This window comes from Vibrio sp. C8, assembly GCF_054051265.1.
Window position 1 is genome coordinate 82,571 of record NZ_JBPAOE010000004.1, and the last position, 15,501, is coordinate 98,071.

At 44.6% G+C, this 15,501-nt stretch carries 13 protein-coding genes; 4 read left to right on the forward strand and 9 right to left on the reverse strand.

What is annotated here, in order from left to right; genetic code table 11:
* The 3 genes from rsxC to rsxA all read right to left on the reverse strand — a co-directional run.
* The coding region (gene rsxC / locus ACRQQK_RS02695) for an electron transport complex subunit RsxC (protein WP_457509956.1) at positions 1-2,081 on the reverse strand (2,081 nt) is incomplete at its 3' end.
* Positions 2,082-2,089: 8 nt separating this feature from the next.
* Complete coding sequence (rsxB, locus tag ACRQQK_RS02700; RefSeq protein WP_457509957.1) at positions 2,090-2,677, reverse strand: electron transport complex subunit RsxB; 588 nt, start codon at positions 2,675-2,677, stop codon at positions 2,090-2,092.
* On the reverse strand, positions 2,677-3,258 hold the full coding sequence (gene rsxA, locus ACRQQK_RS02705; protein WP_042486237.1) for an electron transport complex subunit RsxA: 582 nt from the start codon (positions 3,256-3,258) through the stop codon (positions 2,677-2,679). Before rsxA ends, rsxB begins: the two co-directional genes overlap by 1 nt.
* A 308-nt stretch (positions 3,259-3,566) precedes the next feature.
* Between rsxA and ACRQQK_RS02710 the strand changes: the two genes are divergently transcribed.
* Positions 3,567-3,866 (forward strand): PTS transporter subunit EIIB, encoded by a 300-nt coding sequence (locus ACRQQK_RS02710; RefSeq protein ID WP_171138422.1) that lies wholly within the window; start codon positions 3,567-3,569, stop codon positions 3,864-3,866.
* Positions 3,867-3,887: 21 nt separating this feature from the next.
* Here ACRQQK_RS02710 and ACRQQK_RS02715 read toward each other — a convergent pair whose 3' ends face one another.
* The gene (locus ACRQQK_RS02715; protein ID WP_457509958.1) at positions 3,888-4,892 is read right to left on the reverse strand and encodes a substrate-binding domain-containing protein; all 1,005 of its coding nucleotides are present in this window, start codon (positions 4,890-4,892) and stop codon (positions 3,888-3,890) included.
* A gap of 381 nt (positions 4,893-5,273) precedes the next feature.
* Here ACRQQK_RS02715 and ACRQQK_RS02720 point away from each other — a divergent pair, with 381 nt between their 5' ends.
* Entirely contained in the window at positions 5,274-7,391 is a 2,118-nt protein-coding gene (locus ACRQQK_RS02720) for an alpha-galactosidase (protein ID WP_457509959.1), read from the forward strand.
* Between the two features lie 80 nt (positions 7,392-7,471).
* Here ACRQQK_RS02720 and ACRQQK_RS02725 read toward each other — a convergent pair whose 3' ends face one another.
* From ACRQQK_RS02725 to ACRQQK_RS02745, 5 genes are all read right to left on the reverse strand, one after another.
* Positions 7,472-7,621, reverse strand: coding sequence for a hypothetical protein (locus ACRQQK_RS02725; protein WP_457509960.1), 150 nt, complete (start codon positions 7,619-7,621; stop codon positions 7,472-7,474).
* On the reverse strand, positions 7,618-8,445 hold the full coding sequence (locus tag ACRQQK_RS02730) for a DUF2931 family protein (RefSeq protein ID WP_457509999.1): 828 nt from the start codon (positions 8,443-8,445) through the stop codon (positions 7,618-7,620). Before ACRQQK_RS02730 ends, ACRQQK_RS02725 begins: the two co-directional genes overlap by 4 nt.
* A 141-nt stretch (positions 8,446-8,586) precedes the next feature.
* Positions 8,587-9,333 (reverse strand): DUF2931 family protein, encoded by a 747-nt coding sequence (locus tag ACRQQK_RS02735; protein WP_457509961.1) that lies wholly within the window; start codon positions 9,331-9,333, stop codon positions 8,587-8,589.
* A gap of 49 nt (positions 9,334-9,382) precedes the next feature.
* The gene (locus ACRQQK_RS02740) at positions 9,383-10,480 is read right to left on the reverse strand and encodes a DUF2931 family protein (RefSeq protein ID WP_457510000.1); all 1,098 of its coding nucleotides are present in this window, start codon (positions 10,478-10,480) and stop codon (positions 9,383-9,385) included.
* A 108-nt stretch (positions 10,481-10,588) separates the two neighbouring features.
* On the reverse strand, positions 10,589-11,107 hold the full coding sequence (locus ACRQQK_RS02745) for an Hcp family type VI secretion system effector (RefSeq protein ID WP_457509962.1): 519 nt from the start codon (positions 11,105-11,107) through the stop codon (positions 10,589-10,591).
* A 627-nt stretch (positions 11,108-11,734) separates the two neighbouring features.
* Here ACRQQK_RS02745 and ACRQQK_RS02750 point away from each other — a divergent pair.
* Positions 11,735-12,829 (forward strand): NapC/NirT family cytochrome c, encoded by a 1,095-nt coding sequence (locus ACRQQK_RS02750; RefSeq protein ID WP_457509963.1) that lies wholly within the window; start codon positions 11,735-11,737, stop codon positions 12,827-12,829.
* A gap of 23 nt (positions 12,830-12,852) precedes the next feature.
* Entirely contained in the window at positions 12,853-15,300 is a 2,448-nt protein-coding gene (locus ACRQQK_RS02755) for a molybdopterin guanine dinucleotide-containing S/N-oxide reductase (protein WP_457509964.1), read from the forward strand.
* The last annotated feature ends 201 nt before the right edge of the window (positions 15,301-15,501 follow it).

Consider the following 15,501-nt stretch of genomic DNA (forward strand, 5'->3'; position numbering starts at 1 on the left):
GAAGTTTCCGTTTCAGCCTGAGTTTCTTTTTCTTCAGGTGCCGATTCTTGCTGCGCTTTACGAGCTTTGGCACGGGCGATAGCTGCTGCAACGGCTGCTTTTTTTGGATCGTCAGAAGTTTCCGTTTCAGCCTGAGTTTCTTTTTCTTCAGGTGCCGATTCTTGCTGCGCTTTACGAGCTTTGGCACGGGCAATCGCTGCTGCTACTGCTGCTTTCTTCGGATCGTCAGAATAGTCCGTTTCAGCTTGAGTTTCTTCTTCAGTAGATGCCGATTCTTGCTGCGCTTTGCGGGCTTTGGCACGGGCAATCGCTTCAGCGACGGCTGCTTTTTTATCGCTAGCTGGAGCTTCAGATGTGTCGGTTTGCTGCTCTTTTTCCAGCTTACGTTCACGAGCCTGACGCTTGCGCTCTTCTCGCAGTTTGATCATCTCAGCGTTATCAGGTTCAGCTGCGCCTGTTTTTGCTGCTTCTGCTTGTTTTGCTTTCGCTTTGGCAATAGCGGCGGCAACGGCTGGTTTAACCGCAGAATCGGACGTCGCTGTTGCTTGTTCTTTTTGTGCTTTCACGCGCGCGATGGCAGCAGCAATCGCGTTTTCACCATCGCTGGTGGTCATCTCTTGACGACGGTTTTCTGCTGCGGCTTTAAAGCGATTTTCTCTTTCCGCTTTATCGCGTTCCATACGCTCTTTTTTCTCTTCGAAGCGAATTTTTGCGCGCTCAGCCGCTTCAGATTCCTGCTTGCGAATACGGATTTCTGCTTTGGCTTGGCGATAGTATTGAACCAGTGGAATTTCACTAGGGCAGACGTACGCACACGCGCCGCATTCAATACAATCTTTTAAGTGCAGTTCTTCACACTTGTCGAATTCTTCTGCTTTTGCATGCCATTGAAGCTGCTGTGGGAGAAGGGATGCAGGGCATACTTCAGCACATTGACCACAACGAATACACGCCATTTCATAGGATTGTGGCGCAATTTCCTGACGCGTCGGAGCGAGAATACAGTTAGATGTTTTGGTTACAGGCACATTGGCATGTGGCAGGGTAAAGCCCATCATAGGCCCCCCCATAATCAGGCGCGGCAGTTTCTTCTCAGCCTGATAACCAAATTCATCAAGCAATGCTTGAACGGGCGTGCCAAGCAGAGTCCAAACATTTTTCGGTTTTTTAAAACTGTTACCAGTGAGAGTGACGACTCGGCGAATTAGTGGCTCGCCATCGACAACGGAACGTTTAATGGCTTGCATAGAACCGACGTTCTGCACCATCAAGCCAATATCAGCAGGGATTCGACCGTTGGGTACTTCAAGATTAGTTAAGATCTTGATCAGTTGCTTTTCGCCACCTGACGGGTATTTGGTTGGAATAACACGAATAACGATGTCTTTATTCAGCGCCGCATTTTGCAGCGCCTCAATCGCTTTTGGTTTGTTATCTTCAATGCCAATAATGGTCAGCTTGGGTTTTAGAATGTGCTCGACAATGCTGATGCCTTGAATGATCTCTTGAGCGTTTTCCCTCATCAGAACATCGTCGGCGGTAATGTAAGGTTCACACTCTGCAGCATTAATGATCAGAATGTCAGTGCGTGACAGACCTGATTGAATTTTCTTTGCTGTCGGGAAGCCAGCACCACCCATACCTGAAACACCCGCTTGGCGGATGATTTCAATCAGCTCATCAGGTGAAGATTGAGTAAAATCTTCAATGCATGTTTTCTCAATCCACTCATCTTTTCCGTCAGTTTCAATAACGACGCACAATTCAGCAAGACCGGAAGGGTGTGCTGTTGTTCTCGGTTCGATCGCTTTCACTGTGCCAGATGTCGGAGCATGAATAGGCAGCATAAATGTCGAGGTATATTGAGTTAATGCCTGGCCTTTTTTAACGCTGTCGCCAACAGTGACCAGTAGATCGCCCGGCTTACCGATGTGCTGCTTAAGAGGCAGTACTAATTCACTTGGAATACTAGCCTGAGCTATAGCGGATTGATTCGATTGTTGTTTGTTTTCTGGTGGGTGAATGCCGCCCGGAAATATCCACAGGCTACCCGTTCTGATTTGTTCGATTAATGACAACATATGAATCCTTAATCCCCGCTGTTTTGCTGAGTGGTTGCAGCGTTTGTAACATCAACCACAGGAATCGCATTTAGCTGCCATTTCCAAGTCTCAGTGGTTGTTGCAACAGGGATCATTTCAATACAGTCTGTAGGGCACGGAGCAACACAGAGATCGCAACCTGTACACTCGTCTTTAATTACGGTATGAAGTGCTTTTGTACCACCTACAATCGCGTCAACAGGGCAAGCCTGAATACACTTGGTGCATCCGATACACATATCTTCATGAATAAAAGCAACGGTTTTGACTTTGCTATTGAGATCGTGTGCGGACTCTTGAACGTCAACGCCCATTAAGTCGGCTAATTTTTCGATCGTTTGCTGACCGCCCGGAGGGCATTTATTGATTTGGTCACCATTGGCAATCGCTTCTGCGTAAGGACGACAGCCTGGGTAGCCACATTGACCGCATTGGGTTTGTGGCAAAATAGCATCAATTTGGTCAACGATAGGATCGGCTTCAACTTTGAAGCGGATTGAAGCAAAGCCCAAAATAGCGCCAAAAACGGCAGCAAGTACCGCGATAGCTAATACAGCAATTAATATCGTACTCATTACAACTTCACCAATCCGGTAAAGCCCATAAAGGCAAGCGACATCAAACCAGCCGTGATCATGGCGATAGATGCGCCTTTAAATGGTGCCGGTACATCTGCTACATGAATACGTTCACGCATTGATGCAAACAGGATCAGTACCAGTGAAAAGCCCACAGCAGCGCCGAAGCCGTAGATGATCGACTGTATGAAATTATGGTTTTCGTTGATGTTAAGTAATGCCACACCTAAAACAGCACAGTTAGTGGTGATGAGAGGCAGGAAGATACCTAACAAACGATAGAGTGTCGGGCTGGTTTTGTGCACCACCATTTCGGTAAATTGAACCACCACCGCAATCACGAGGATAAAACTCATGGTGCGTAAGTATTCAATACCTAATGGCTTAAGGATGTAACTTTCTACAAGATACGAACATACGGAAGCCAAGGTTAAAACGAATGTTGTCGCTAACCCCATGCCAATTGCAGTTTCTAACTTTTTGGATACGCCCATGAAAGGACACAAGCCCAAAAACTTTACCAGTACAAAGTTGTTCACCAGCACAGTGCCGACTAACAACAAAAGATATTCGGTCATAATTATATAATGTCTTCGTTCCGATCTCGGTATTATCCTGCTTTGCGTAGGCAATAACAACCAACCAAAGATAAGGTTTTCAATTTAAGAATAAAAAAAGTTTAAACTTTACACTCTAGATTGAACTCGTAGCCCGAATTAGCGTAGAACTCTCAGTTATGATGTTCCTCTGTATTGCATGACGACATGTTCAGAAAACACTGATTGTTCTTTATGTGTGACTAAGGTGTAATTTAGGTTCATGTACTTACAGTGTAGGGTTATTTATTGTATTTACTGCAAATCATCTTATTTATCGGCAGGTTTTTATGATTGATAAAATTCGTCAGTTTTTTAATTTTTTAGTCAGAGTAAACCCGAACATTGGTCAGGAAACTGACGGCATCGTAAAAGCTGTAGGCGGACTAGAAAACATCGTCCATTCAGGGGCGTGTGCGACAAGATTAAGATTGCAACTTAATGATTCGGCTCTGGTTGATGTTGACTACTTAAAATGCAACGGAGCTTTTGGTGTCGTTCTGCTGGACAAAAGCAACGTGCAAATTATCTATGGAGTAAAGGCGAACAACTATGCTCAAGAGATAGATGCTCGCCTTCAAGTGCTATAGGTAAAGCTAATAGAGCGGAGCTTATTGCGCTCTGCCTACTGAGGAACGACGAACTAAAGTCGGCATAAACAGTTTGCACTCTGAGCGTTCAACATTCTCATTATTTGCCAGTTGCAAAGAAAGTTTCACCGCTTCGTTTGCCATTAATTGAATGGGATAACGAATAGTGGTGAGTCGCGGGTAAACAAAGCGAGCCATGTGTCCGTCATCAAACCCAATTACGGACATCTCTTCAGGAATACGAATGCCATTCTCTTGAAGCAGCACCAAACAACCCGCCGCCATATAATCGTTGTAGGTAGAGACAGCAGTAATGTCGGTATTTTTTGCCATCAGGTTGACCATTGCCTGCTCGCCGCCAAGCTCATCGGGCTCACCGTACTCCACATACTCATCTCTGGCTTCTATACCGTAATCGCGCAGTGCATCAAAGTAACCTGCTAGTCGGTCATGGGCATCATCAATATTATGGTTAGAGGCAATATAGCCGATGTGTTTATGACCATTTTTAATCAGATACTCTGTAGCGATATAAGCACCTTTACGGTTATCTAATGCAATACAGCGCGAAGCGATGTCAGCCACAACACGGTTGATCAGCACCATACCGGGTACTTCTTTCGCGAGTTTTGTCAGCTCCTGATCGCTCATGCCTTTGCTATGCAGTACAAGCGATTCACAGCGGCTGTTAATTAACAGATTGATAGCGTTGCGCTCTTTTTCTGCATCATGATAGCCGCTACCAACCAGTAGCTGCTTTTCCTGCTCACTGGCGATAGTATCAATAGCTTTCACCATGATGCCAAAAAAAGGCGCAGACACATCACTGACCAAAACGCCAATGGCATTGGAAGATTTGCTTACCAGTGCGCGAGCATTTGCATTCGGGCGATAGCCCAGCTTTTCCATTGCTGCTTTAACCGCAATGATGGCGGTTTCACTGGTGTGTGGGGCGTTATTAATGACGCGAGAAGTAGTCGCGATGGATACACCCGCTTCCCGTGCAACGTCTTTTATGGTCGCCATAGTGATATTTACCTTAGGTTTCTAAGAGAACGTTTAGTACTTATGCCATACAAGCTTAAGTTGTTTTGCTTAAGTGATTTCAGCGGCTCTCTGAAGATGATTCTACTGTTTGTGAAAATGTTTTCAGGTTCTAAGACCTTAGCTGGCACTCATTAAATATCGGTTATTTAGACAACTCAAGTGCTTAAAGCCTAACTACTGCGCAAGCTCAAGCTTTTAAGCTTGTTTATGGTCAGCATTTCCCAAACACCATACTTTCTAACAAAAATAGCGAAAGTTGTAGATGTATGGAAACGTTTCCATGATTATGGCTTTAATCACAGAAAGTTTTTCAGTTTTGCTTATGATATCGAAAATTAAAAGGTTTGAAGGGAACAGACAGTGACGGAGCCAGTATTAATTAACTTAACCGGTAAACAGAGCCAAATCATCGTTGAGGTCGGAGAGTTTGCAGAGATTCTCTATTGGGGTAAACCCGTTCAAGGTGCTTTGGAAAACTATAGGAAGAGTTTGTATCGTCCTGTGCCTTTTGGCCGCCTCGATAAAGATGTCTCAATGACATTAAGCCCAGAATTGGGCCGTGGTGTTTTCAGTAGTCCGGGTGTCGAAGGGCATCGCGACGGCTTGGACTGGGCTCCGGTCTTCGTTGTTAAGCAAATAGTAGAAATTGACACTGGGGTGCGTATTGAAAGCGTTGATGAACTAGCAGGTTTGTCGCTAACTACGGAACTGTGTTTAGACGCTGATGACGTGGTGAAAACTCGTCATACTTTAACCAATATAAAAGCGGGTGTTTATCAGGTTAATCGCTTAGCCAATACTTTACCTTTGCCTGCTAGAGCCAATGAACTGATGACATTTTTTGGCCGCTGGGTTCACGAGTTCCAGACTGCTCGCCAGCCTTTAATGCATGGTGGTTATCAGCAAGAAAACCGTCGTGGACGCACGTCTCATGAACACTATCCGGCATTGATTGCAGGCCAGCAGCATTTCGATGAATTGCAGGGTGATGTGTGGGGCTTCCATTTTGCTTGGAGCGGCAACCACCGCATGCGTGCGGATGTTAAGGCCGATGGGCGTCGTTTTGTGCAAGCTGAAGTGATTTATTTTGCTGGTGAAGTTTCATTGTCGCAGGGAGAAAGTGTCACATCGCCATGGCTGTATGCCAGCTACAGCGATAAAGGTCTGAACGGCATGAGTCAGCAGTTTCATGCTCATGTACGTCATCGTATTTTACCGAAAGAGTTTGTAGCAAAGCCTCGCCCAATTCATCTCAATACGTGGGAAGGTATCTATTTCAACCACGATCCTGAATACATTATGTCAATGGCAACTCAGGCGGCAGCCATGGGTGTCGAACGCTTTATTATTGATGACGGTTGGTTTAAAGGTCGAAATGACGATAAAGCTGCATTGGGTGACTGGTTCCTTGATGAAAGAAAATACCCTCAAGGTCTGACTCCAGTTGTTGAGCATGTTAATCAACTTGGTATGGAATTTGGTTTGTGGTTTGAACCGGAAATGATCAACAAAAATTCCGACCTCTACAGACAACACCCTGATTGGTTGCTGGCTGTGGACGGCTATGAGCAGCCTACAGGGCGAAATCAGTATGTGATTGATCTGCAAAACCAAGAGGCCTTTGATTATCTGTTTGAGCGACTTGACCATTTTCTTTCCACTTACAACATCGCTTACATCAAATGGGATATGAACAGGGAAGTGGTTCAGCCTGCTCATGGGGGAATGGCTGCTGCTCATAAGCAAACGCAGCGTTATTACCAGCTGGTGGATAAAGTTCGCGCCAAGCACCCGAATGTGGAAATTGAATCCTGCGCCGCAGGTGGTGGGCGTATTGATTACGAGGTGCTGACACGAACACAACGCTTCTGGGCATCTGATAACAACGATGCTTTAGAACGTCAAACCATTCAGCGAGGAATGAGCTATTTCTTCCCGCCAGAAGTGATGGGGAGTCATATCGGCGCTAGCCATTGCCACAGTACACGACGTCAGCACAGTATTGAATTCAGAGGCTTAACGGCTCTGTTTGGTCATATGGGTATTGAGCTAGACCCTGTAAAAGAAAGCCAAGAAGAGAAGCAAGGCTTTGAACACTATGTGAAGTTACACAAAGCGCTGCGCCCATTGCTACACAGCGGCACAACTTGGCGAATTCCAAGCGAGGATAAAGCGCATCAAGTTCATGCGGTGGTGTCGCAAGATAAATCACAAGCTGTGGTATTGGTTTCTCAGCTCGCTATGCCAACGTATTCATTAAGTGGTCATTTGCGTATTGTCGGATTAGACCCAGAATCAACTTACCAAGTATCAGTTATTGATAGGCCGGAGAACTTCAACCACATTGTGGCTTGCCAACCTGAATGGACGGTTTCTGGCTGTGAAATGTCTGGTGAGTGGTGTCAGAACGTCGGCCTAGCTATGCCAATTCTTGACGCAGAAAGCGCAATCTTGATTGAGCTGAAGCGCGTGAGTTAGACATTTCTATCGATAATCGATAAATAAAATAAGCCGAAAATAGGATTTATTTTCGGCTTAATCGCATCATGACTATTTAACTATCGAACTGTTTCATCACGCATTTCACTCATGTACTGCGTTAAAAGGGTGGCACAGCTCTCTGGCAGAGACAGCTTCTCAGCAAGGGTCGCCTGTGGAGAATCAGACAACTTCATCATGCGAGCAAGCACCCAGACTTGTCCGTTCATTCAGGTTTTGTCACCGCACCCTCAGAGACGGGGCTAACGCTATTCTCAACATAGGTTATGTGGCCATTCGAATCAGACGAAACCACATCTTCAAGGTTTTGCATTTTATAGTTCTTGTTCACCCAAACTTTATTCACTTTATCCCAAGGAATGGGTTTGTTTTTTGCCAAAGAGGGATCTTTAGGTGGAACTGTTTTTGTCGGCTTATATTCATCAATATAGGTATAATAGTCGCAACCTTTAAGCCATAATTTTGCACGCCCATCCGGTAATAAACCAAAAATAAAATCTGTCTGATAACAACTTTGTCCTTCAAACGAGCCACTCTGATACGTATATTCCATTACCATCGCTGCTTTGATTTGAGGGGTGACGTCGACAACGGTGGTGTAGTCCGTGGAGTTATTACGCCAGTAGACATATAACTGATCTGGAAGAGATTTTTTACCTTTCCCCAATTGGTTTGGGGTAAAGTTTAATGCCCCCGTTAAAGGAAGCACGTTTCCGTCATAGTCTGGGTAAGTGTAACGGCGGTAGTTCTCAATTGTCAGACGAGGCTCAAGTACAAGATTCCCATATGGCAACATCATACTGGCCCAATCTTCTTTCTCATTGATCCCATAGGCTTGTAATACCCCTGATGGAAATTCATAAGAAATTGCCGCCCCAATCCGCCACGCTTGAAAATGGTCGTCATCGGGGTAACCTTGGTCGGTACATGCTGTGGTACTGATAAGCGCCGTAATCGTTAATATGAGCATTTTGTTCACACGTTGCGCTTTCTCATGCAAGGTATGTGGACAAGAGGGATTAAGATTTTTCATCACACATTTCACTTATGTACTGCGTTAAAAGAGTGGCACAGCTCTCTGAGTAAGAGCCGCCAGTGGATAATCAGACAAAGTCATCATGTGAGCAAGCCCCAGATTTGTCCCTTGTCACATCTTCAGTCCATTCAGGTTTTGTCACTGGGGATCCTCAGTGACAGGGCTAACTCTATTCTCAACATAGGTTATACGGCCATTCGAATCAGACGAGACCACATTTTCAAGGTTTTGCATCTTATAGTTCTTGTTCACCCAAACTTTATTCACTTTATCCCAAGGAATGGGTTTGTTTTTTGCCAAAGAGGGATCTTTAGGTGGAACTGTTTTTGTCGGTTTATATTCATCAATATAGGTATAATAGTCGCAACCTTTAAGCCATAATTTTGCACGTCCATCCGGTAGCAGTCCAAAAATAAAGTCTGTTTGATAACAATTCCGACCTTCAAGCCAAGGATGTGGATAAGGTTTCACCATCGCAGCTTTGATTTGAGGGGTGACGTCGACAACGGTGGTGTAGTCCGTGGAGTTATTACGCCAGTAGACATATAACTGGTCTGGCAGAGACTTTTTGCCTTTCCCCAACTGGTTTGGGGTAAAATTTAATGCCCCCGTTAAAGGGAGAACGTTTCCGTCATAGTCTGGGTAAGTGTAACGGCGGTAGTTCTCAATTGTCAGACGAGGCTCAAGTACAAGATTTCCATATGGCAACATCATACTGGTCCAATCTTCTTTCTCATTGATCCCATAGGCTTGTAATACCCCTGATGGAAATTCATAAGAAATTGCGGCCCCAATCCGCCACGCCTGAAAATGGTCGTCATCGGGATAACCTTGGTCGGTACATGCTGTGGTACTAATAAGCGCCGTAATCGTTAATATGAGCATCTTGTTCACACGTTGGCCGTTCCCATTCAAGGCATATGGGCAAAAGGAACTAAGATTTTTCATCACACATTTCACTCATGTACTGCTTTAAAAGAGTGATGCTGCTCTCTGACAGGGACAGTTCCTCAGTAAGGGCAGTCAATGGATAATCAGACAGGGTCACTAAGCGAGCGAGCACCCAGACTTGCCTCTCGTCATCACTTAGCCCTTGCTGTTTCGCTTCAGTCCATGCCTGTCGTACCGTTGCACTATCATTATATTCGTTTGGTAGGGCACCCATTAACTTGGTCGCATTATTCCAGAGTAAACGCAGCAACTGATATTCATCTGAGCCATGCGATAACGTGACAGGTTTAGATTCGGGTTTATCCGCCCAGCAACGACTTTCAGGCTTTGTCACCGCACCCTCAGAGACCGGGCTAACTCTATTCTCAACATAGGTTATACGGCCATTCGAATCAGACGAGACCACATCTTCAAGGTTTTGCATCTTATAGTTCTTGTTCACCCAAACTTTATTCACTTTATCCCAAGGAATGGGTTTGTTTTTTGCCAAAGAGGGATCTTTAGGTGGAACTGTTTTTGTCGGTTTATATTCATCAATATAGGTATAATAGTCGCAACCTTTAAGCCATAATTTTGCACGCCCATCCGGTAATAGGCCGAATAAAAACTCTGTTTGATAACAATGCTGCCCTTCAAGCCAAGGATGCGGATAAGGTTTCACCATTGCTGCTTTGATTTGAGGGGTGACGTCGACAACGGTGGTGTATTGAACATAGTTATTTGATGACCACCAATAAACATACAAAGTATCAGGCAATGACTTTTTGCCTTTCCCTAATTGATTGGGTGTGAAATTAATCGCACCAGTTAACGGCAACACATAGCCATCGTATTCGGGATAGGTATAACGTCGCATATTTTCTATATTTAAGCGGCTAGCGCCAGTTAGATTGCCATAAGACAACATCATACTGGTCCAGTCTTCTTTTTCATTGACACCATAGGCTTCGCCGACCACTGCTGGAAATTCTTTGGAAATTGCGGCTCCAATCCGCCACGCTTGAAAATGGTCATCATTGGGATAACCTTGGTCAGTACAAGCCGTGGTACTAATAAGCGCCGTAATCGTTAATATGAGCATCTTGTTCACACGTTGCTCGTTCCCATGCAAGGCATGTGGGCAACAGGGATTAAGATTTTCATTACACGCCTCACTTATGTACTCAGATTAAGTAACGATTAAAAGCGCTTACGCTTCTACCGGCTTACGCCAGTCGTCTGAGCCCGATGTACCCGCGTTCACGTGGTCCCACGTAATTTTGCGGTAAGACATCGATACGGTGAGGTTTTGCGTAAAATCTGATTTTGATGGGTCCTGACAGTGAGGCATCTCACATCGGATATCAATAATGGAGGCGTTCTCTAGCTTAGTGGTGAAGAAGTTCTCTTGCTTACCTTCGATGGAGGTGCGATACCATTTGAGCGTCACTTCACTCATTTTCTCACCGGAAGACAATGCGTTGTACAAAAGCGGCACCGCTTTATTGAGTGACACGGTAAACTTAAACGCTTTATGAACACGCTGACCGGAAGGTTGACCGGATTGTGGGTCGGTTGGCACGGTAAGGTCATGAGAAAATGCTTGAACCAGCATTTCATCTTCATGACCTTCAACAAAAGAATCACCGATTGAATCTGCAGTACAAGCGCCAGCGGTGATAAGACCCTGGGTTTCACCGTTAATTGAGATATAACATGGAGTTGGCATAACTTTTCCTTTTTTCTAAATGAGTAAGTTACTTGATATATCAAGGCTCGTGCCAACTTTTATTTCATTAATTATCAATGATTTATGGTTTTTCTCAAACTGATTGAGCAAGAAGTTGCTTGAACTGAGCAAGAAGTTGCCTGAATCGAGCAAGAAGTTGCTCAGTGGGCAAAAAATTTGTCAAAAGCACAATTTAATTCTGAATGTGAGTCACCTGATAGCCGTTTATGTAGTCACTTTTTCCGAAGATTTCAGAGTATTTGTTTTAAATTCAGGCGAATCTTTAATTTATTTTTCTTATCTGTCCACGGCTCACTTCGTGACTGTATTAGTGGTTTCGATTTTTTGTCTTCATACAGGCCATCATTAAGATAGAAGATCGGGCGATGGAGAAAGATCAACTCTTATTTTGAAGCCATTGCAGTCGTGTTGAATGCGGATCTGGACATCTATCAAGCACGTATAGTACAAGCTGAGATGTTATTTGGTTAATGCATGTATGATAGTTATTACATATACATAAAGTTTGTATTAAACAGGTAGAGTTTGATCTAAGTCGTATAACTAGAAAGTATTAGAAACTACATTACACTTATCTTTACATTCCAAATTTAAGCGGTTCTAGATATGTCGATAAAAAAAAGATACGTCGCTTTGTTAATGCTGGTGGGCATAGGTATCGGTTGGTTAACCTTGGGCGGTAGTGCGGCGATTATGCATTACACCTCAGATACAGAATTTTGCCTTTCTTGCCACTCAATGGAAATTCCTTATAAAGAATACCAAGGTTCCGTTCATTTCAGTAATGCAAAAGGGATAAGAGCTGAATGCTCAGACTGCCACATCCCTACCGATACAATGGATTACTTGTTTACTAAGATTCGTGCAACTAAAGATATTTACCACGAGTTTATCACTGGCAAGATAGATACCCCTGAAAAATATGAAGCTCACAGAAAAGAGTTGGCTGAGATGGTTTGGCAACAATTCCGTGAGAATGATTCAGCGACATGCCGAAGCTGTCATAATGCTGATGCTATGGAGCCATTTGCCCAGTCTAGAGAATCTGCAAAAATGCACGCATACGGTATCGAAGAAAATCAAACCTGTATTGACTGCCACAAAGGGGTTGCTCACTTTGCTCCTGAAGTCGAACTGGATAGCAAAGCTTTCGATACATTGATGTCGTTTACCAAACAAACCCCAGCTGATGCGAAAATTGTCTATCCAGTTACGGAAATTGCGATTGCAGATTTGGGTAAACTGAATCCAACAGCAGAGTTAGATGTGATCGATGTTAATGGTGATGAGCGTACAGTCAAACTCGATGCCTACCAGATGAAAGGTGCTGAACAAGTGCTTTACATGGGTGAAGGTCAACGCGCGATTGTGGCGACATTGACAGAAAAAGGGCAACAAGCTCTACAAGCTGGGGAGTACAAAGCGGATGATTATGACAATGAATGGCGCAAAGTGTCGTTAACAGGGGTAATTAACTCTCCGGTTGTCAGTTCACTAGACCCTGTTTGGTCATACGCAGAAGAGTTGGATAACGTTTACTGTTCGACTTGTCATGCAAAAATACCTTCGAATCACTTTACGGTGAACGCATGGGGACCTGTAGCGAAGAGTATGGGTGATCGTACAGATATTTCTGTCGAAAACTTAGAAATTCTCACTAAGTTCTTCCAACACCACGCGAAAGATGTGGTTGGTCACTAAGGGTATAAGAGAAGGATAATATTATGACTAATTTGACTCGCCGTAATTTTTTAAAAGGTACTGGTATTACTGCTGGTGCTATCGCGTACAGCTCTTTCTCACCTCTTTCAGTAGCTGCGTTAAATAGCCGTGGAAGTGGCGTTTTAACTGCTGGCCGAATGGGGCCACTGTTATGTGAAGTGAAAGATGGTAAGTTGGTTTCCTCGAAAAATGCACTGGCTCAAACCATGCCGAATAGCCTCCAGAGTACAGGACCTGATCAGGTGTACACTAAGGCTCGGGTAAAATATCCGATGGTGCGTAAAGGTTTTCTTGCCAATCCTAGCTCTCCGCAAGGTGTGCGAGGCAGTGACGAGTTTGTTCGTGTTTCATGGGAGAAAGCGTACAAGCTTATCCATGAACAGCATATGCGCATTCGTAAGCAATATGGCGCTGCGTCCGTTTTTGCTGGCTCTTATGGTTGGCGTTCAAGTGGCGTGTTACACAAAGCTCAAACCCTATTGCAACGTTACATGAGTATGGCTGGTGGTTATTCAGGTCACCTAGGAGACTATTCTACTGGGGCCGCGCAAGTCATTATGCCGCATGTGATGGGTTCCATTGAAGTGTATGAACAACAGACGACTTATCCTGTGATTTTGGAGAGCAGTGAAGTAGTTGTTCTGTGGGGATTAAACCCTGTAAACACTCTAAAAATCGCGTGGAGTTCAACAGACTGCGCAGGGCTTGAGTTTTTCCATCAACTGAAGCAGTCCGGAAAAACCATCATTGCTATAGATCCTATTCGTTCAGAAACTATTGAGTTTTTTGGAGAGAATGCACAATGGATCGCGCCTCATCCAATGACCGATGTGGCGATGATGATTGGTATTGCTCATACCTTAGTGAAAAAAGGTAAGCACGATAAAGCTTTCTTAGATAAATACACCACGGGCTTTGATAAGTTCGAAGCTTATCTGATGGGGCAAGAAGACGGGGTAGAAAAAACGTCTCAATGGGCATCTGAGATCTGTGGCGTTCCTGCGGAGCAACTTGAATTGTTGGCGGATATTTTCATTCAGAATCGAACCATGTTGATGTCTGGATGGGGTATGCAGCGTCAACAATATGGTGAGCAGAGACATTGGATGATTGCTACTTTAGCGGCGATGCTTGGCCAAATTGGTTTACCTGGTGGAGGCTTTGGTCTTTCTTATCACTATTCAAACGGTGGTAACCCAACTCGCGATGCGGGTGTGCTTCCTGCGATTTCAGCTTCACTGGGTGGCGGCTCTTCTGCAGGCAACGACTGGGCGGTATCTGGTGCAACTGAAAGTTTCCCTGTCGCTCGTATCGTTGAAGCTCTGGAAAATCCGGGTAAGTCTTATATGCATAACGGGCATGAGCTTAAGTTCCCTAATATTAAGATGATTTGGTGGGCGGGTGGTGCTAACTTCACCCACCATCAAGATACAAACAGGTTAATTAGAGCCTGGCAAAAGCCTGAGCTGATAGTTATTTCTGAACCGTATTGGACAGCAGCGGCGAAGCATGCCGATATAGTGTTGCCAATAACAACATCGTTTGAACGTAATGATCTGACTATGACGGGTGACTACAGTAATCAACATCTAGTGCCAATGAAAAAAGTGGTGGAACCAGAAGGGGAGTCACGTAACGATTTCGATGTGTTTGCCGACATGTCTGAACGGTTAGCGCCGGGTGGACACGATGTGTATACCGAAGGCAAAACGGAAATGGAATGGCTTTACGGATTCTATACCGCCGCGCAACAGGGTGGTCGTAACGCAAGAGTGGCTATGCCGAACTTCAGTAAGTTCTGGGAAGACAACGAGCTTATTGAAATGAAGTGGAATGAAAAGAACGCTAAGTTTGTTCGCCACGCAGCATTTCGAGAGGATCCCGTTCTAAATCCATTAGGTACGCCAAGTGGTAGGATTGAAATTTATTCCAAAACGATTGAAGGTTATAACCTCAAGGACTGTCCTCCTCATCCAACTTGGTTGGCTCCGGATGAATATACAGGTAATGCCAAAGATGGAGAGCTGCAGCTAATGACTGCCCATGCGGCGCACCGTCTGCACAGTCAGTTCAACTACGCAGCAATTCGAGAGCAATATGCTATTGCTGACAGGGAGCCTATTTGGATTCACCCTCAAGATGCGGCTGAGCGCGGTATTAAAACTGGTGACCTTGTTCGTGCTTTTAACCAAAGAGGGCAGGTGCTGGTTGGTGCTGAAGTCACTGACAGAATCAAACAGGGTTCAGTCTGTATTCACGAAGGTGCATGGCCAGATTTTGATAAACAGACTGGTTTATGTAAGAACGGTGGTTGTAACGTTCTTACTCTGGATATTCCAACCTCTCGTTTGGCAAATGGCTGTGCTGCTAACTCGGCGCTGGTGCGTATTGAGAAATATACAGGTGAAGCACTCAAACTCACGGCTTTTGAACCGCCAATGATCAGTTAGGTCATTTGAGTAAAGATCTGTACTCCCAAAAAGACGTCTTAGGACGTCTTTTTTAATGGCATGTAACCTCGGTTAAGCATGCCAACCCAAGATACTGAAAGGGCAATTTTGATTGCGTTGAAGGGAGTAGCTAGGTTTCTATATAGATAAAAAAGCTAGATAAATAAACAAAGCCGAAAATAGAATTTATTTTCGGCTTAG